The organism is Moraxella boevrei DSM 14165, from assembly GCF_000379845.1.
Classification (GTDB): domain Bacteria; phylum Pseudomonadota; class Gammaproteobacteria; order Pseudomonadales; family Moraxellaceae; genus Faucicola; species Faucicola boevrei.
Genome location: NZ_KB903808.1, coordinates 53,771 through 71,301 on the forward strand (window position 1 = coordinate 53,771; position 17,531 = coordinate 71,301).

Genomic DNA, 17,531 nt, shown 5'->3' on the forward strand with positions numbered 1-17,531 from the left:
AATGTTGGTAATTGGGTTAACAGGTGGTATTGGTAGTGGCAAAACCCAAGCAAGTGACTGGTTTGCCACACAGAATATCGGCATTATTGATGCTGATATTTTAGCCCGCCAAGTGGTTGAAAAAGACAGCCCTGCCCTACAACAAATTATCAATACCTTTGGTGAGTGGCTCATTCAAACCGATGGCTCACTCAACCGAAAAGCCTTACGTAACTACATTTTTACGTATCCAGACGCTCTAACCACGTTACAAAACATTACCCACCCTGCTATCCGTGAGTTAGCAAAACAACAAATCACCCAAGTCACCACCGCTTATTGTATTTTGGTAGTGCCTTTGTTATTAGAAGGTGGTGAAAATGGTTTAAAAAGCCTTTGCCAACGGGTTTTGGTGATTGATACGGACGAAAATAATCAAATCCAACGAGCCAGCCAACGTGATGGGCAAACGATTGAACAAATCCAAGCTATCATGAATCATCAACTCTCACGTGAACAACGCTTACAACAAGCCGATGACGTGGTGGTAAATAATGGCACAGTTGCCGAACTATACACACAACTTGCTGTATTGCATCAGCATTACTTAAGCTTAGCAACCCAAGATTAACTTCAATATTTTTAAATTTTCAGCTGACCCATATTCACATCAAACGGCACGATAAAAAAGCGAATTTGCTGATTTTTGACAAAAAATTCTTCCACCTGTCGTCCAGGCTCTACCGTTGGGAAAACAAGCCACGCTTCCTCTGCCCCAACCTGCTCAGCATATACGATGATTTGATACAAATCTGTCATAGCGATTTGCTCAAAATTTACCACATTTTTCCATTTGGCATCTATCACCACGGTTTTTTTGGCAGATTTTATGACAAAATCTGGACGGATGTTTTTTAACGATTTTTGTTCATTATCAAAAACAAAGTCTTGATTTTGTTGATAAAGAATTTCAAAATCTTTATCGGTTTTAGCAAAAACTTGCGGTAATTTTACCGATAACCACAACTCAAACAACGCATTCATATCCCACATCAACGCCCATTGGTTTTGATTTGGTGAGTTATTGGAAAAATTTTGTTGATAAATTTTTGCTTGCCAAATCCATAAACAAAAATTAATTAATTTTTCATTGATTTGGCGTTGCATTGGATTTAATAAAGCTAATTCTTGAGCGATTTTTGCTTGAAAACTGGCTTGAAATAAGTTTGCCAAGTTGGAAATTTTTGCTAAATTTTGCCAATTTTGCATCGTAACCAGTTGATTTAATTGTAAAAAAATTGCCGTGCTTTTTACCAATCGATTGCAACCCGTATCTTGGACGAATTGTTCAATTTGGTTAAAAAACTTGTGATGTTGCGGATGATTATATTGGAGCTGTTGTTTTAATAGCAATTTTCCTTGTAAAAATGGTTGATTTTCATCAAACCGTTGGTACTGTTGATTAGTTTGGTACGTCAAAAAAAGTTGGTAAAAATGTTGTTGTAAAATATTTAAAAAATTAAAATTTTGTTGATTTTTTAACAGTAAATTTGGGTTAGCTTGGGTCAGATTGGGTAAAACTTTGGGATTGACATAAGTTTGTGATTGTAAAATATCAAGAAACATTAAATTTAGATATTTTTCAGTATCTGCTAAATTTTCATGATGAATTTTGGGTAAAATTTGCAGTTGCTGACCGCTTGGCAAGCCTATCATAGCAAGGTAATGTTTGGCCTTGATTTGCCATTTTCCGTTTTTTCGCACCACGTTAAAAATCGGCAGATCTTGCTCAACTTGTTCCATTAGCCAAGTAAAATCACTTGCCACCGCAAAATCTTGCTCGGTTAAACAGCCATGTTCAAAGGTGGTTATCATCATGAATTAAATGCTTTGATAAAACGCAATATTGAACAAAACATCTGCCTGTATCTCAAAATCTTGATTGGCTGAAAACATTGAATTATACGGTAAACCATTAGAATTGCTTAGGCTATTTTGTGAAATTTTTATCAAATCCTGTCCAAAAATCTGCTGTAGCATCGCCCCATTATGTTGACAACTTTCTGACACTTGTGGCAAGATAGATGTGATAAATCTATCGGCAAGTGTTGCTAAGTCGTTTACATTTAATAAAAAACTGTGTCCCAGACGGCTATTTTTTCCTAAAGTTTGGCTAATTTTTTGGTTTAAATTATTTAACAAAACTGGCAAGTCTATCGACTGATTTTCCACCAAAATTTTGTCTAAAATTTTGCAATTTGGTTCACATTCCATAAAGTAAAAACGTCGCCGAAATGCCATATCCAAAGGGGCTAACGAATGGTCTTGCGTGTTCATAGTCGCAAAAATATCCACGTTGCTCGGCACGCTAAACGCCTGATGTGAATATGCCAAATTCACCACCAATTCATCACGCTGACCTGCTCGCTTGCTCGGCTCAATCATCGACATCAACTCGCCAAACACTCGGCTGACATTGGCTCGGTTAATTTCATCTATTAATATGGCAAACCGCTGATTTGGGTTGTCTTTTGCCCTTTCGCACAACTGCAAAAACGCCCCTTTTGCCACGGCATAGCTCATCTGCCCATTGTCATTGACAGGGCGAATACCTTCCACAAACTCATTGTAACTATAATCCTGATGAAAACTAACAAAAGTGTAGTTTTTCTGCACAATTTGCCGTTGCTGACGGATAGCGTGTTGATAATCGTCCAGTTTTCCTTGCAAATCGTTTAACAAAGGCAAACTTTCATCAAGTAAAAACCAATGACTACCTGCATCTTTGTCAAAAAAGGCTTGGCTGGCTCGGTTTTTTTGTTTAACCGTTTTAGAATGTGGGTTACTAAACTTTTGTAAAGCTCCCCAAGCAGTTTGCTCTAGGGCATCTTTTCTTTGCAAAAGATTTATTTTAGCCATAAAAAATACATGGCTAACAATTTCATTGACTTTTAATAATTCTTTCTGTTGTTGTTTTTGTTGCAAAAAAATTAAACAAATGACTTCCTGCCATTTTAATGGCTCAACTAACCGATTTAACAAAATTTGCTTATCCATCGGTTCAATCGTCTGAGTATAGTGTTGTTTGGCAAGTTGTTGTAATAAATAGGTTTTTCCTGTACCTGCGACGCCTGTCAAAATCAGATTAACAGGCGTATCGGTTGGATTTTTGGGTAAATTTAGCTGGCTTAACAAATCTTTCATGTTTTACTGATTTTCACCCATTATCGTCATACCTGCCGATTTTGCCCCACGAGTACCACCTATTAAATGTACGATTTCACGACTTGGGTCAAGTTCATTTAACAAGGCAACCGCCTTGCTTGCCTTTGTACCACCACCGCATAGCACATAAATTGTACCGTCTGTATTTGCTAAAAGTTCGGTGTTTAACGTGTCCAACGGTTGATTTTTGGCGTGTTCAATATGCCCTTCTTGGTAAGATTTGGCATCTCGCACGTCCCAAATAATATCGGTAGGTTTTGGTATAAAGTCGCTAATATGAAGCTCGGTTATCATGATGTTTCCTTAACAATTTTTAGCAAAAAAGCTTTAATCCACTTTACGTGAGCGGTGAACTCGGCGGGCTTTGAGTGGTTTTTTCTCTAGGCGTTCTTTTCGGCGTTTTGCCCCTGTATTTAGCCCTGCTACGTGGCGTGGGCGTAGATTGACAAGGTTGGCAAGATTATCAATTTCACTGCGGTCAAGTTCCATATAGCGACCTGTGCGTAATTCTCTTGGTAAGCTGACCGTGCCGTAACGGGTTCGTAATAGTCGGCTGACCTTTAGTCCTTGGCTTTCAAATAGGCGACGTACTTCACGGTTACGCCCTTCTTTAAGTTTGACTTGATACCAACGGTTAATGCCTTCACCGCCTTTTTCCACAATGTCGTCAAACTTTGCCAAACCATCATCAAGCTCTACGCCTTTGGTGAGATTTTGCAGGATTTCTGGTGTCACCTCCCCCATGACACGCACCGCATATTCACGTTCCACTTCGTTGGATGGGTGCATCAATCGGTGTGCTAACTCACCGTCATTGGTAAACAAAAGTAAGCCAGTTGAATTAATATCCAAACGCCCGACCATCACCCAACGGTCATGGCTCAGTGGTGGCAAGCGTTCAAATACGGTAGGACGACCTTCTGGGTCATGTGATGAGCAGATTTCCCCTTCGGGTTTATAATACATTAGGATACGGCGACGTTTTTCGTTTTCCGCCGTGTAGCGTAGTTGCCGACCGTCCACACGGATTTCGTCCCCCTGTCCAACTCGGTCGCCGATTTTGGCAACTTGACCATTGACGCTCACTCGCCCTTCTTGGATAACGATTTCCATTTGGCGACGAGAGCCTAACCCTAAACGTGCAAGGGCTTTTTGCAATTTTTCATCTTTCATGGGGATAATTCCTGTGTAACATTTCACAATGTGATTAAAACGCGTATTATACGCTAATTTGGCAAAAATTTGGGATTATTTTTTGGGAAAAATCTTTTCACTCATTTCGGTAAAATCATCGTGTAAATTTTGGATTAACGCCAATCTATCGGCAACAGGCAAACCCGTATCCAAAATAGCCAACATTTGTTCTAAAATATCAATCATTTTGTCAAATTCTCCCATTAACATCTTTTCAAAATTTCCACGTTCCACCTCTGAGATTAGCGTATTTTTTTGCATCAAAGTAGGTAGTTGATAATTTAACAAATTGGCTAAAGCTTCCAACCGCAAATCGGTGTGAATATGGATTTTTTTTAAATCATATCCTAGGTTTTCACTAACGGCTAATTGCGTAATACTCGCAAAATAAAATAATTCGCCGATTTTTTCCACAAATTTTCTGGAAAATTTTTGATGAATATCATGCACATATGGCCGTAAATATTGCAAACCACTATAATAATCACTACTTGGTTCTGTGTGATTTAACGCAAAATTTTGTTGAATGTTTTGCGTTAAAGCATCGTTTTTGATACCTGTTTGTTCAGAAATACTTTGTAAATAACGTTGATTGGTTAGAATATTTTGCAAATATAATTGATTATTCATTTGATTCATTTGATAAAAAATATTTAAAATAGATTTTAGTTGCTGTTGCAAGATCGCATAACTTGTCAGATTTTTTTGCGTATCAATAATATGGTTTTTGGCATAATTTGGCTCAAGTTTAAGATAATCCGTTACCATTTCGGGCAGACGTTGATAAAAAAGCTGTTTTGCCACAAAATAATTTTCATTTATTATATTGTTTTGTTGATTTTTTTGTTGAATTTGGGTGAATTGGGCTTCAATATCCATAATAATTTGTTGAAACAAATGGGGTAATTTACCAAGATTAATTGTTAGGGTTGGCAGTTGCGTATTCATATTTTGCTGAATAACAGGTTGATTTTGCGATTGTTTTTTTGCACGTATGATAAAAAACATCGGCATAATGATGATTAGACTTAGAATTAATAATAACCAAAAAAATGGCATATTCCACCTATATTTTATCAAATAAAAAGGCTTTTCTTTTTTGAAAAAGCATATTATGATATGTTAAATCTGTTTTAAATGCTATCAAATTATTTTAAGGAAAATTATGGCAAATAATAATCAACCAACCCCTGCCTATGTAGGTGCATCATGGGCTGTGATGTTAATTGGAATTTTAGCGTATTTGGTGGGTTTATGGAATGCTGAAATGCTACTTAACGAAAAAGGCTATTATTTTGCGGTGCTGATTTTGGGTTTATATGCTGCGATTAGTTTGCAAAAAACCATTCGGGATATTGCTGAAAATATTCCAACCTCTCGGCTGTATTATTTGGTGAGTTGGGTGGCGTTGGTTACCTCTGTTGGGTTAATTTGTATTGGTTTGTGGAATGCCCAACTGTTGTTGAGTGAAAAAGGCTTTTACATGATGTCATTTACCATGAGTTTGTTTGCGGTGATTACCATTCAAAAAAATATTCGTGATACCATGAGTAATCAACCAACGATAAAGGCGGAACAACCTGCCATCGCTGATACCGCATCAGCAGAAATTCCTGACAAAACTAGCCTTTTACAATCACCGTTTCGCCGTAATAAAGACTAACTAAAAACAATCATTAATTATTCATCGGTTTTGCCCAGTTCAGGCATTTTAGGCAAGTCATCAATGCTTGCCAACCCAAACACTTCCAAAAACACCGACGTGGTATGTAACAACGCAGGTCGCCCAAGCGTATCCTTATAACCACGCTCTTCAATCCAACCTTTATCAAATAATTGGCGTAGAATATGACTAGATACCGTTACGCCACGCACTTGCTCAATATCTGCTCGTGTTACAGGTTGCTTGTAGGCGATAATGCTTAAGGTTTCTAATAACGCTTGGCTTAGGGTTTCCTGACGTTGCGGAAAAATTTGTTGAATTAACGGACTAAATTCATCGGCAATTTGTAACCGATAACCATTCGCTGTTTTTGCCAACGTCAACGCCCCTGTTGATAAGCGTTGTTGCAATACAATCAAAGCGGTGTCTAACTCATCTTGGCTAATGTGTAAATACTGGCGTAATTGCTTGTCAGCAACAGGGCTTTCTGATGCGTGCAAAACCGCTTCTATCGCACGGCTGTGGCTAAAAGCGGTTTGGTGTTTTTGTTGAAAATCGCTCATTGGGTCAACTCACCACCAATTTTTTGTTAAAGACAATCTTTTGTAGTAAAAAATCTTGGGCAGAAAAACTTGCCTCATTTTCAGCTTTTTCAACGGTTTTCCAAGTGCCATCTGCGGTGAATTGCCACGCACTGGCGTTATCTTTGAGATAATTTTGCAAATCTTCATGAATACGTCTAAAGACCACAGGGTCATCTATCGGAAACGCCACCTCGACACGGTTAAACAAATTACGTTCCATCAGGTCAGCACTGGCACAGTAAAGTTTGGCTTTTTGCTTGCTATCATCTAGCGAACCATTGGCAAAATAATACACCCGTGTGTGTTCCAAAAACCGTCCAATCACCGAACGCACGTGGATGTTGTCCGACACGCTTGCCAACTGTGGGCGTAAACAACAAATAGAACGGATAATTAAGTCTATTTTCACACCTGCTTGCGATGCTTGGTATAGTTTATCAATGATTTGTTTTTCGGTTAAGGCATTGACTTTGATGATAATTTGCCCTTGTTTACCTGCGTTGACGTGAGCGATCTCGTTATCAATCAGCTGTAACAATTTATCATGTAAACTAAACGGTGCATACAGTAACCGCTGTAATTTGGCAGGTTTGCCCATACCGGTTAAGATATTAAAAATCTTATGCACATCTTCGGTAATCGCTTGGTTAGCGGTAAACAGTCCATAATCGGTATAGGCTTTGGCATTGCCTGCGTGGTAGTTGCCTGTGCCAAGATGGGCGTAGCGGTGGAGTTTGCCGTCTTCACGTCGCACAATGAGCATCAGTTTGGCATGGGTCTTATAGCCAACAATCCCATACACCACAACTGCCCCCGCTTGTTGCAACAGATTTGCCACTTCAATGTTAGATTTTTCATCAAATCTAGCACGCAACTCAATCACCGCAGTGACTTCTTTACCATTTCTAGCGGCTTCTGCTAAGGCTTGCACGATTTCAGAATTTGCCCCAGAACGGTACAAGGTTTGTTTAATTGCCAATACATTCGGGTCGCTTGCTGCTTGGCGGATTAGGTTGACGACAGGAGCAAATGCGTGGAATGGATGATGCACTAATACGTCTTGTTTGCGAATGGCGTGAAACACATTTTCATTTTTTTCCCACATTTCTCGGCGAAAGGCTTTGGGAATTTCGTGGTTAAATCCTTGATAGCGAAGTTTAGGAATTTTAAAATCAAATAGTAGTCTAGTTAAATTAACAGGGCCATTGACCCGATACAATTGTTCTTCAGTTAAGTCAAATTCTGTTAACAAAAAATCCACGATATCTTGTGGGCAATGTTCCGTCACTTCCAACCGCACCTTTGCCCCAAATCGGCGATTATCCAACTCGCCTTCCAACGCTTTGGCATAGTCTTCCACGTCTTCTGCCAAATCCAAATCGGCATTGCGAGTCAGGCGAAATTGGTGACAACCTGTAATTTTGATGTTTGGAAATAAATCGCCAATATGTTCGTGAATCACGGCAGTTAGCATAATATGATGCTCTTTACCATCCGTCAATTCGTCAGGCAAGCGGATAACACGGGGCAAACTGCGTGGTGCAGGCACAACTGCCAAATCAATCTCACGCCCAAACGCATCTTTACCGTCCAAGGTTACCATAAAGTTTAAACTTTTGTTAACCAATCTTGGGAATGGGTGTGCCAAATCAATGCTAATCGGCGTTAATACAGGGGCAACTTGACTGTCAAAATATTCTTTCACCCATTTGGCTTGGGCAGGGGTTAATTCATCACGTTTTAGATAACGGATATCTTGTTTGGCAAGGGCGGGTAAAATGGTTTCATTCAAAATACGATATTGCTCGGCAACGGCTTCATGAGCGATTTTGGAAATCTGCGACAATACTTTACTCGGTGGCATCCCATCAATACTGCTCGCCACATCACCCAACTTCATATTTTGCATCAAACCTGCCACCCGAATTTCAAAAAATTCATCCAAATTTGATGAAAAAATAATTAAGAAAAACAGACGCTCTAATAAAGGATGACGTGGGTCGGTCGCCTGTGCCAATACCCGTTGATGAAACTGCAATAAGGATAATTCACGGTTAAAATACAGCTCGCTACGGGTATCGGCAACGATGTCAGGATAACGGATATGATTTAACAAAGTCTTTTCAGTAGTTTTTAGTTGGGTGTTTGACATGGTTTTTCCTTAAAATAATTTTTCACAAAAATTCAGCACAAAATTTGTTTAATCAACACAATCATATCGCAAAATATGCTAAAAATACACCAAAATTTTTAGAAAATTGTGACTTAATAATTAGGATTACTCATTGGGTAAATCTGCCCCACCCATTCGGCGTAAGATGATATTGGTTTTGTTGTTAAGGCGTTGATTTTTACGGTTTTTTTCATAAAATTTTGGATTTGGTAACATCGCAACCAATGACGCTGATTCACGTTTGGTCAACTGTTTGGCAGATTTGTTAAAATAATGTTGCGAAGCTTCTTCAATCCCATAAATTCCATTGCCAAACTCTGCCACATTGAGATAAGCGGTCAAAATCCGCTCTTTTGTCCATATTTGTTCAATCATCACCGTAATAATCGCTTCTTCGCCTTTTCTGATATAGGAGCGTTGCGGAAACAAAAATAGATTTTTGGCAAGTTGTTGGCTAATGGTTGAGCCACCTGCGGATATTTTGCCTGCTTTTTGATTTTTTTTAATCGCATTTTCAATACCTTGCACGTCAAACCCTTGATGATTGGCAAAATTCGCATCTTCACTGGCAATCACGGCACGTTTGACATTGACCGAAATTTGGCTGTCGTCCACCCACGTTTGTTTGACACCGCTAAAGGTAGAAATTCGGTGTAAAATCATAAACATACTGTTGTTAATCGGCTGAGTTTGCCAAATCAGTAACAACGCCAGCACCATTAGATGAAATGCTACAAATAACGCAACCAAGCCCAAAAACAAACATTTTAACCACTTTTTAAAGCCTGTCATTGGTTTTACAGGCGGTAACGGTTGGGGCGTATTGGTGGTTTTACGTTTGTGTTTTTTGGCTTTTGCTTTGGTTGGGGTTGGCGGTAAGGCGTTGGCGTTCGCATTAGCATAAAAATTTGACATAAGATGACCCATTGGGCAAATCGTAACTTGTTAAAATGAAAAATATACCTTATTATAGCGATTTTGGCTATTTTTTTATGATTTTACCACATTTTGTCAAGGTAAGCGTATGAATTCACCCATGATTTGGCGGTTATATGGCACGGTTGGTTGTCATTTGTGCGAATTGGCAACGGCTGAGTTAATCCACGCTCAAGCGGTGGCAGAATTTGAGTGGGAATATGTGGATATTGCTGAATTTGATAATCCGTTGGCTCATGCATGGGCGGATAAAATTCCTGTTTTGGTAACGCCAAATCGCACGTTATTTTATCCATTTTCTGTGATGGATATTTTAGACTGTCTTTAAACTAAGTTAAATTTTTAAATATGATTAGCTATCTTCAAAAATCAGTTTAAATCAAAGAAATTAGGGTCTGTTTATCATTAATATTTTTATGAATAATAAACAGAATATGAGTATTGTCTATAAGTTACCAATGCGGAATGGTTATATTGCCCATCATGCCGTTCATGCCATAGCTGTTAAATTCGCCTATTTGTGGATTATCGGTCAAAATTTGCATGATATTTAAACGGTAAAATGATTGGTTAGTTTCGCTTTTTAGGCTGATGTAGGGGTAATTTTCAGCTTTGGCTTTGTGCGTTTGGCAATGGATTAAGGCTTCATCAAAACTGATATTTTTGAATTTAGCAAATTCTGTCGCCACAGTTTCCATATCTTTTTTGCGGTAGCGTTTGACCACCACCCACCCATGCTCATCAGGCACCGCTTTTATCGCCTTAATATGCACATAATCGGTAAGTGTATAGCGTTCTAGGCGTGCGTTTAGGTCAATGCTAAAAACCTCCAGCACTTCTTGGGTTAGGGCAAAAATCCGTACTTTGTCCCCTAAAGTAGCAAACGTTTTACCATTTTTAATCTCATAACGATAATTGGGAAATGACACACCAATGGATTTCACCCCTGACTTTTCCATCTGGGCAAGGGCGATATGAATTTGGGTGAAGAGTTTGCTCCACAAAAAATAAATACTGATTTCATTGTCTGAGATTAGCGTGATTTCTTGGTAGAATTTCATGAGTCTTTTCCGCCAAATACGCCGCCACGAATGAGATTTGCCACGACAAAGTGCTTTTCATCAATCGCCATAGCTTCATTATTGATAAATTTAACCATTAAAGAGTACAAATCTGTTTTGCTCATGCGATAAGCCTTGCCTTGCGTTGGGACAGAGCCGTAAGGTTCAATTGCAATAGCTTGCTTGACAATCTGATTTTCATCACAGGTGTACCAAGTATCAATCGTACGAATGGCATTACCAATTTTTTCTGAATGCATTCCTGCACACAAGCCTTTAGGTGTTTTGATTTGATATAAAAATTTGGATTTATTATCTTTGTCTTTATCACGCATTTCTTGCGATGGGAAAACACGTTGTCCAAGCCCTACTTTAGCAAAAGCCTCTACTTTTAATAGCAAATATTTGCCTGTAGAGAAGCTATCGGCAACATATTGAGCTAAATCATCTAATTGAGCATCTGTAATATCAAAATCTTGCAAAGCAATGTTATGGGCATTAAAAATCCAAGATTTATCATGATTTTCCGTATCAGTAATTTTAATTTCAATTTGTTCAGCCCCTACTCGGTTACGCCATAAAAAACGACCATTGGCAAAATTTTGCACATAACGTTTTGCCAGTGGCAGAAGCGTGATTTCTTGCTGATATGCTTGATAGGCATTTTGCAGTTTATCCAAGAATTCTGGACGATTATTGGCAACAGCTTGGTCAATATTTCCCAAAAACTTAACCGTAAACGTAACTTTTAGCGTATCCATGTCGTGCGGAATACTGGCATCATCGCCCCATACGATATTCGGTTGGGTTTTTTCTTTATCAGCAAGATTATATTGGCTTTTTGTAGCACGGTTGCGTTTGTCGTGCAATTCAATATTTTGCCACGCTTCATGATTGGCTTTATTTTCCCATAAGCCTGCTTGCATAAGAGCGTCTGATGGTTCTATTTTTCGGCTAAATGCCAGCACTTCAGGTAATTCGTTTTTAGGTTGTTTTGCCATGTGAATGACTCCTTAAATTAAAAAAAATCGGTTAATAGTTAATTGTTAAAAATATCATCAAAATAATCTGATTCACTTTCATCATCTTGATACTTGGTATCTATGTTTGTATCTGTATTTTGCTGGCATAAATACCATTCATTTTCTACATGATATTGCCAAAATAGTGAATCTAACGCTTGAATACGATGAACACTTCTCCATTCACCCAAGCCATGCACCGCTTCAACAAAGCGAAAAGGATAACGGGTATCACGCAGATTTTCCACCTGTTCTGGAGAATAAAGCGGACTAATGCCTTTATACCCAATCATCAACGGTACAATCCAGCCTTTTTTATTGGCAGGCAGATAACGTTGCCAAGTAATTTCTTCGGTTTGTGGACTTTTAATTGCCATCTCTTTAAAAGCAAAAAAATCTGTCCAAATATTTAGCAGTGATTTATTTTCATGCTGAGTATTTTCAAAATGCTCTTTTAATAAATGTGTCCCATCAATCAGCACAAAGCTAGGCAATAAAATATGCTTAATGTGATTTAATAATTTATCCGAGTCACTTAAAATATAGATACCTTTAATGTTTTTAATGCTACCGCCTGCAAGTCGGGATTGATATACTGAATTTTTAATGGTTTGATTGTAGCTTTCTAGAATTTCTGAATTGCTAGATAGTACACCATCACAGCGTAATAATATCGAAACCGTCATATCTATTTTCCCTTCTTCGATAATAGGTGCAGGGCTTTTGGCATCGCCACTTTTACCTTTTAATGTAGAAGGTGGATTACGACTTTGGATAAATCTTGTATAAAAATCTTGATAGCTATTCACAATATAATCATGACAAAAAATCGCACAGCCGTTAAACTCAACACCAATTAAATCTTTTAATTTGCGTGATAAAGCGTGTTCAAATCCAAGAAAAGCAGTAATAGCAGGAAAACCATAAGTAAATCCAGCAATCGCATTGGCGTTTTCAACTTGAATTCTTTCCAATAAAATATAATTTGCCATCAGTTACTCCGCTTTTAATATTTGATAAAACTGCTGTAAAATCGGCGTCATAATTTTTAACCATAAATTTTCTAAAGACTTTGTGCGAAGTTCATCATCAATACCTTGACTTATCCAACTGACGATTTCTTTTTTTAATTCATCTAAATACATCTCAATTTCAGGTTGTGAAAAGTTATTCTCTGCCAATATTTGTCTATCAATCATAATGGCTAAATAAGTCGGTATTTGATAATCTTTAGTCCAGCCAGCTAACTGAGATTTTCTTATCAAGAACATCTCATCACACACCGCAAAAACAATCTCTTCAATCAATTCTTTTAATGCTTTTTTGCGTTCGTAATTGATAAATAAATCATTCTGTTTAAAAATATCAAGCAGATATTTCACTTGAGAAAATAAATGACCTCGATAACTTTTATGTAGAATTTGTTTTATCGAAGTAGGCGGATTTGGATTTGTTGTCCATTTTGGTGGTAAGGTAGGGAATAAATATAACTGCCCGCCTCGCTGACCATTTAAAGCAGAGACATTTTGATGATTGCTCTTAGTAACGCCAAGCGTGGCAATACCAGGATAAAAAATATAAATTTCATCACTCCAAGCATTTTGTTTTCTCGCCACTTTAGCTGTATTTGTTTTGTCATTACTGGTTTTAATGGCAAGTGCAATCTCATGTGCCACAGAACTTGAATACATTGGTGACACTAAATGATAGTCATCTTTATCAATCGGAATATAAATTTGCTTAGCTAACGTATGGCTACGAATCTGCTGTGACTGATAGGCTTGTTTAATTTGAGATGACCAATATTCTTTCTTTTCTTTATCATCACTGATTTTATCAAAAAAACTTGCGTTTTCTGCCAAAAATTCACCTAATTGATTTTTAGAATTCTTAACTGGAAAACTTAAAAATTCTGCAATCGGAGATACTTTGGCGTCAGAATAACCGCTGTCTAAAAAATGGCTGTTAATTGTTTGGGTGGTGATAAGATAAGGATATTTATCAGATTGACTATTATCCCGTAAACTCATAGCCTGACTACTAGAATGCGTTAGCTTGGCAACATGAGAAACATTCAAAAAAACTTTATTGATATTTTCGGAAACTTTATCTAGCCAAGACAAAATTTCATATTCATCACGAATTTTTTGTTTTTCTTCTTCGCTAAAAACACCTTTTGCTTTTTTCTGTTTTTGTTCAATGGTTGTTTGAATTTTTTGTGTCAAAAAATCATCAATTGTTTGTTTGATAATTGTAGCATCCACCATATCACCTCTTTATATTTGAAAGCTCTAAAAACACGCCCAAAAATGGGTGGTAAAAATATTGTCTATAAAAATCCTTATAGTAAGGTACGCTTACCTCTCCATAAATATAAGGTATTTTCTCAACATCAATATCCAATCGCTCGGCGATTTGCTCATAGCGAGCATATTCATCAGTTCCAAACCATGCAAAACTATTTTTTCCAAACTTAATTTCATTATACGATATGATATGACGACTTTCAATCATTTTAGGGAGATTATAATCAGACTCATCTCGTATTAACCAAATCAGCTTGTCTTGAGAATTAGGTGCAAGAATAAATGTCATCTCTGGTGAAGACAATCGAAAAGATTGCTGACGTTGGATTTCGCCCGTCCATGTTATTTGCTGTTGCCACCAAATTTTGGCATTGTTAGGTTCAAATAATTGCCCTTTTTGCCAATCACCCACTAATTTATACCAATAAGCACTTTGCTCCAATTCTACCAGATTGGTATAAGGTGGCTGACTTGGTTGGATTAACTGAATACTTGGGATAGCATTGATGTGTTCAAATTGCTCAGGTTTTAGCGTATTACTGATAGATTTATCACCATCAAGATAATATTTCTTGCTTTCAAATCCTGGTTTTTCATAGACAATTTTATTGCCTTTTAAATCCCTATAATTTTTATCCAAAATAAGTAAATTTTCAGTGCTAACAGGCTGTTTACGATGTCGCTGGATACGACCTGCTAACTGCACCAGTGAACGCATAGAACTGGGCTCTGCAATTGCCCAATCATAATCATGGTCACGTCCAACTTCACATACAGATGTTGCCAACACCACAAAAATATGGTTTTTGCTATTTGGACTACGTCTGATTGCTTTAATAATATCTGATTGCTCCCAAATCGTATGGGGTTGTTTGCGATTTAGTAAATTATCCAATTTTTCTTCAATTGATGAGCGACTTGCCAAAGTAAATTGGCTGTGATACACGCAATAATGAACGCAATAATCATCGTTATTATCTTGACCAATAAGCATTTGAGCGGTTGCCACCAAAGGATTGATATTAGCAAATCTAATCACGCCCATTGAAATATTATAACGACCATTGGTCTGATAGTGATTGTCGTGAGCTAAAAATATCGTCTGATAAATCGTTTTTGCCAAAGCATCTAAAGCGGTATCTTGTGGCTGTATCGGAATAATTTTTGCCTTGCGACTTGGATTTTTATCATCAGATAGATTTTTAATCCTTTTATCAATAAAGTTTTTATGCCCATTGATAAACTCTTTATGGTTTTGTATTTGCTGTGATGTTGATAAAAATTCATCAAACCACGCACAAACAACAGGCGGCGACTGATTATCACCAATCATACACTGATGATAAATTTTTCGCCCTGCTTGATACGCCTCAAATAAAGCAACCGCCATTGCAGGCGGTATGGTTGCACTTGAGAGCAATACTTTAGAGCCTAGCATGCCTGCCCAATTTACAAGACGAGCCAATGCAGGTAAATCCGCCAAACCAAATTCATCAGGCTCATCTAACACCAAATCACCGCTTAAAAGCCGTAACATCGGGGAAATCTGCTTGCCACCCCGCAAGCCTTCCGTTGCTGGAACCAGATAATCAATCGTGCTGACCAAAATAGGGGCATGAAGCAGTTTTTGATATTTAGGTTGATGAGCAAACCATTGATTTAATAAAGACTCTTTCTCAATCTGAATATCTTCATCATATTCAACCTCAAAATCATTATCCAACTCTAAACTTTCACTACCTCTAAGTGCTAATGCTGTTTTTTCTAAATCTTCTAATAACTGGCGTTGCTCTTTTAATAATTGGCTATCTTTTTGATTTGCTTCATTGTTGGCGTTTAATAATCTTAAAATCACCTTTGAACCAATCAATGTGGCAATCTCACTATCATCTAAATGCAGATTTTTTTGTAGAGCTTGCCCTGTTTGGGTGGTCAGCGTACGTAAACCTAATGCCACGCTAAAGCGACAGCCTTTATTTTTATCAGCCAGTGTATAGATGATTCTAGCATTAGCAAATGTTTTTCCTTTACCTGTTGATGCCATATTGATGCCAAAGAATCCAGCATTTTGAGTTTGTTCATTGATCTTATGACTTAAAGCCACCGCTTTATTTTGCCACTCACTAAGCTGTGGGTCGGCATTATCAAAACCACGCTCTAAGGTACGATTATAGTCCAATACGGGTAATTCTGCTAAAAATTTTGGCAGTTTTTGGCTGTACTGATAAGCATGATGAGCGACCATTATATTGTGTTCATCAAGATGTTGTTTGTATTGTCTATTTGCATCTGTATTGGCGTATGCCAAATAATTTTTATCCCAAAAATATCGATTGGCATTTTGACTTGAATAAAAATGGTCAGCCATCATCAGCATCATTCTTGCAAGGTGATTGGTCAGTAAATCATCTTGCCAACAAAAACGCTCAATACTCGCCAAAGATTTTTGGGCATTTAATGCAATCTCTTTTGCCTTTTTTTGCCAAGTTTGACTTCTTATTGGCAAGCCCTGTGGAAATTCCCAATTAGCTTGTTTATCTATATCTAGCCAATCAGTCTTTTCATAATTAGGTGAATTCCATTTAATATCACAATCATTCAAAAAATATTGATTTAAATTATTATTATCAAAAGTTGGAGCATTATCTAAAAAATAAGGATAAACCAATAATCGATGATGAGAAAGAATAAGCCAAGCCACTAATTTAGTAAAATCATCATAATATTTAAATCCAGTATTTTCTTGGATAGTGGTTAAATTATTTCTTCTTTTTATATCACCGATATAATCCAAAATAAATGACTCATCTTTTTTTGAGCAATTTACTAAAGATTCTAACCACTCTTTAATCGGACGATTTTGAACAAAACCTTCAAATAATTTAAAAGACACCCATTCATGTCGATAAGGTTCATGGTTTTTTGTGCCTTTATTTTTATTGGGATTTAATTTATTTTGGAATAAAGTATTCGCTTTGCCAAAATCATGGAATAATCCTGCCAAAGCAGACGCAATCCCCACTAGCTGTAAATTTTGCCAAAGTTTACTATCTTGATAGATTGAAATATCCTTTTGGGTGCAATTCACCGCTACCTTACCCATTTCATCAAACTGTCTTTTATTACCCACCACCCACACCAGTTGTGTTCTGTGCCGAGTCTTGATACGGTGGCAGGCGACTGCGGTGGATTTGGTAGCAGATGCTCTGAGTAACTTTTTGACGGTGTCCAAGCCATCTTCGGTAATTGCCGTTTGCCAAACGTTATCGCCAATACGATTGGCAAATGCGTCTAATATTCGGCGTGTACGGTTTAATGCCTTTTTTTCACATTGGGAAATAAACGTGACTATCATAATAATTTTCTTTGGGCATAGGGTTGTTGTCAA

Annotated in this window: 16 protein-coding genes; 3 read left to right on the forward strand and 13 right to left on the reverse strand. The window is 37.5% G+C overall.

Annotated features, from left to right (window positions below):
* The first annotated feature begins 1 nt into the window (after position 1).
* On the forward strand, positions 2-610 hold the full coding sequence (gene coaE / locus A3G3_RS0110060; RefSeq protein WP_019520389.1) for a dephospho-CoA kinase: 609 nt from the start codon (positions 2-4) through the stop codon (positions 608-610).
* Between the two features lie 11 nt (positions 611-621).
* Here the strand turns inward: coaE and A3G3_RS0110065 are convergent, their stop codons facing one another.
* The 5 genes from A3G3_RS0110065 to A3G3_RS0110085 form a co-directional block, all read right to left on the reverse strand.
* Positions 622-1,857 (reverse strand): 5-methylcytosine restriction system specificity protein McrC, encoded by a 1,236-nt coding sequence (locus tag A3G3_RS0110065; protein ID WP_019520390.1) that lies wholly within the window; start codon positions 1,855-1,857, stop codon positions 622-624.
* A gap of 3 nt (positions 1,858-1,860) precedes the next feature.
* On the reverse strand, positions 1,861-3,183 hold the full coding sequence (locus tag A3G3_RS0110070; protein ID WP_019520391.1) for an McrB family protein: 1,323 nt from the start codon (positions 3,181-3,183) through the stop codon (positions 1,861-1,863).
* A 3-nt stretch (positions 3,184-3,186) separates the two neighbouring features.
* Positions 3,187-3,498 carry a rhodanese-like domain-containing protein gene (locus tag A3G3_RS0110075; RefSeq protein ID WP_019520392.1) on the reverse strand — a complete coding sequence of 104 codons (312 nt, stop codon included), beginning with the start codon at positions 3,496-3,498 and terminating at the stop codon, positions 3,187-3,189.
* A 33-nt stretch (positions 3,499-3,531) separates the two neighbouring features.
* Complete coding sequence (gene rluB / locus A3G3_RS0110080) at positions 3,532-4,377, reverse strand: 23S rRNA pseudouridine(2605) synthase RluB (RefSeq protein ID WP_019520393.1); 846 nt, start codon at positions 4,375-4,377, stop codon at positions 3,532-3,534.
* Positions 4,378-4,452: 75 nt separating this feature from the next.
* Positions 4,453-5,457 (reverse strand): hypothetical protein, encoded by a 1,005-nt coding sequence (locus tag A3G3_RS0110085; RefSeq protein ID WP_019520394.1) that lies wholly within the window; start codon positions 5,455-5,457, stop codon positions 4,453-4,455.
* Between the two features lie 106 nt (positions 5,458-5,563).
* On the opposite strand from A3G3_RS0110085, the gene yiaA reads away from it, so the two are divergent.
* Positions 5,564-6,061, forward strand: coding sequence for an inner membrane protein YiaA (gene yiaA / locus A3G3_RS13650; protein ID WP_019520395.1), 498 nt, complete (start codon positions 5,564-5,566; stop codon positions 6,059-6,061).
* Between the two features lie 17 nt (positions 6,062-6,078).
* On the opposite strand, the gene scpB is transcribed toward yiaA, so the two are convergent.
* From scpB to mtgA, 3 genes are all read right to left on the reverse strand, one after another.
* A complete protein-coding gene (scpB, locus tag A3G3_RS0110095; protein WP_019520396.1) occupies positions 6,079-6,624 on the reverse strand; it encodes an SMC-Scp complex subunit ScpB in 546 nt (181 codons plus the stop codon).
* A gap of 4 nt (positions 6,625-6,628) precedes the next feature.
* On the reverse strand, positions 6,629-8,797 hold the full coding sequence (gene ppk1, locus A3G3_RS13655; protein ID WP_019520397.1) for a polyphosphate kinase 1: 2,169 nt from the start codon (positions 8,795-8,797) through the stop codon (positions 6,629-6,631).
* Between the two features lie 126 nt (positions 8,798-8,923).
* Positions 8,924-9,610 carry a monofunctional biosynthetic peptidoglycan transglycosylase gene (gene mtgA, locus A3G3_RS0110105; protein WP_026212983.1) on the reverse strand — a complete coding sequence of 229 codons (687 nt, stop codon included), beginning with the start codon at positions 9,608-9,610 and terminating at the stop codon, positions 8,924-8,926.
* Positions 9,611-9,842: 232 nt separating this feature from the next.
* On the opposite strand from mtgA, the gene A3G3_RS0110110 reads away from it, so the two are divergent.
* Positions 9,843-10,082, forward strand: coding sequence for a glutaredoxin family protein (locus tag A3G3_RS0110110; RefSeq protein WP_019520399.1), 240 nt, complete (start codon positions 9,843-9,845; stop codon positions 10,080-10,082).
* A 124-nt stretch (positions 10,083-10,206) separates the two neighbouring features.
* On the opposite strand, the gene cas6f is transcribed toward A3G3_RS0110110, so the two are convergent.
* Genes cas6f through cas3f form a run of 5 tightly spaced genes read right to left on the reverse strand, consistent with a single transcriptional unit; the run spans position 10,207 to position 17,498 of the window.
* Positions 10,207-10,815: a type I-F CRISPR-associated endoribonuclease Cas6/Csy4 gene (gene cas6f / locus A3G3_RS0110115; protein WP_019520400.1), complete on the reverse strand. Its 609-nt coding sequence runs from the start codon at positions 10,813-10,815 to the stop codon at positions 10,207-10,209.
* Positions 10,812-11,816 (reverse strand): type I-F CRISPR-associated protein Csy3, encoded by a 1,005-nt coding sequence (gene csy3 / locus A3G3_RS0110120; RefSeq protein ID WP_019520401.1) that lies wholly within the window; start codon positions 11,814-11,816, stop codon positions 10,812-10,814. The genes cas6f and csy3 overlap by 4 nt, the downstream gene beginning before the upstream one ends.
* A gap of 38 nt (positions 11,817-11,854) precedes the next feature.
* The gene (gene csy2, locus A3G3_RS0110125) at positions 11,855-12,829 is read right to left on the reverse strand and encodes a type I-F CRISPR-associated protein Csy2 (protein WP_019520402.1); all 975 of its coding nucleotides are present in this window, start codon (positions 12,827-12,829) and stop codon (positions 11,855-11,857) included.
* A gap of 3 nt (positions 12,830-12,832) precedes the next feature.
* Complete coding sequence (locus A3G3_RS0110130; RefSeq protein WP_169333205.1) at positions 12,833-14,101, reverse strand: type I-F CRISPR-associated protein Csy1; 1,269 nt, start codon at positions 14,099-14,101, stop codon at positions 12,833-12,835.
* Between the two features lie 4 nt (positions 14,102-14,105).
* The gene (cas3f, locus tag A3G3_RS0110135; protein WP_019520404.1) at positions 14,106-17,498 is read right to left on the reverse strand and encodes a type I-F CRISPR-associated helicase Cas3f; all 3,393 of its coding nucleotides are present in this window, start codon (positions 17,496-17,498) and stop codon (positions 14,106-14,108) included.
* Between the last annotated feature and the right edge of the window lie 33 nt (positions 17,499-17,531).

What these genes read in the sequence shown, in the direction of transcription:
- ppk1 (WP_019520397.1), bottom strand. Translation starts at nt 8,797, where the DNA reads ATGTCAAACACCCAACTAAAAACTACTGAAAAGACTTTGTTAAATCAT.
- yiaA (WP_019520395.1), top strand. Translation starts at nt 5,564, where the DNA reads ATGGCAAATAATAATCAACCAACCCCTGCCTATGTAGGTGCATCATGG.
- coaE (WP_019520389.1), top strand. Translation starts at nt 2, where the DNA reads ATGTTGGTAATTGGGTTAACAGGTGGTATTGGTAGTGGCAAAACCCAA.
- A3G3_RS0110110 (WP_019520399.1), top strand. Translation starts at nt 9,843, where the DNA reads ATGAATTCACCCATGATTTGGCGGTTATATGGCACGGTTGGTTGTCAT.
- A3G3_RS0110065 (WP_019520390.1), bottom strand. Translation starts at nt 1,857, where the DNA reads ATGATGATAACCACCTTTGAACATGGCTGTTTAACCGAGCAAGATTTT.
- scpB (WP_019520396.1), bottom strand. Translation starts at nt 6,624, where the DNA reads ATGAGCGATTTTCAACAAAAACACCAAACCGCTTTTAGCCACAGCCGT.
- csy3 (WP_019520401.1), bottom strand. Translation starts at nt 11,816, where the DNA reads ATGGCAAAACAACCTAAAAACGAATTACCTGAAGTGCTGGCATTTAGC.
- A3G3_RS0110070 (WP_019520391.1), bottom strand. Translation starts at nt 3,183, where the DNA reads ATGAAAGATTTGTTAAGCCAGCTAAATTTACCCAAAAATCCAACCGAT.
- csy2 (WP_019520402.1), bottom strand. Translation starts at nt 12,829, where the DNA reads ATGGCAAATTATATTTTATTGGAAAGAATTCAAGTTGAAAACGCCAAT.
- cas3f (WP_019520404.1), bottom strand. Translation starts at nt 17,498, where the DNA reads ATGATAGTCACGTTTATTTCCCAATGTGAAAAAAAGGCATTAAACCGT.
- rluB (WP_019520393.1), bottom strand. Translation starts at nt 4,377, where the DNA reads ATGAAAGATGAAAAATTGCAAAAAGCCCTTGCACGTTTAGGGTTAGGC.
- mtgA (WP_026212983.1), bottom strand. Translation starts at nt 9,610, where the DNA reads ATGACAGGCTTTAAAAAGTGGTTAAAATGTTTGTTTTTGGGCTTGGTT.
- A3G3_RS0110075 (WP_019520392.1), bottom strand. Translation starts at nt 3,498, where the DNA reads ATGATAACCGAGCTTCATATTAGCGACTTTATACCAAAACCTACCGAT.
- cas6f (WP_019520400.1), bottom strand. Translation starts at nt 10,815, where the DNA reads ATGAAATTCTACCAAGAAATCACGCTAATCTCAGACAATGAAATCAGT.
- A3G3_RS0110085 (WP_019520394.1), bottom strand. Translation starts at nt 5,457, where the DNA reads ATGCCATTTTTTTGGTTATTATTAATTCTAAGTCTAATCATCATTATG.